The following is a 281-nucleotide window of genomic DNA, read 5'->3' on the forward strand; positions in this document are numbered from 1 at the left end:
GTCTCGCGGTGTGCATCTACTAAGGTCAGAACCGTGAAGCGCGCAACCAATAACGACGACAGGACTGAGCCGGATCTCGGGTTATCCGCCAATATTGAGGCCGTGCTCATGGATTTTCTCGATGAGCTGACTTATTCCCGCAGACTCTCTGACGCAACCGTCCGTGCCTATCGAGCCGATCTCATCCCCCTCCTCGCCGGCCTGGACCACATCAGTGAAATCTCCACCCCTGTCATCCGTGCGCACCTCGGCGCGAAGCATGCGGAGGGTGCTGCGCGGTC

The 281-nt window shown here is 59.4% G+C and carries 1 protein-coding gene; it reads left to right on the top strand.

Annotated features, from left to right (window positions below; all coding sequences use genetic code 11):
- Positions 1-33: 33 nt before the first annotated feature.
- A partial coding sequence (locus QP119_RS11535) for a site-specific integrase (protein ID WP_284776311.1) occupies positions 34-281 on the top strand: 248 nt, incomplete at its 3' end.

The sequence above is a fragment of the Corynebacterium frankenforstense genome, from assembly GCF_030211955.1.
GTDB lineage: Bacteria > Actinomycetota > Actinomycetes > Mycobacteriales > Mycobacteriaceae > Corynebacterium > Corynebacterium frankenforstense_A.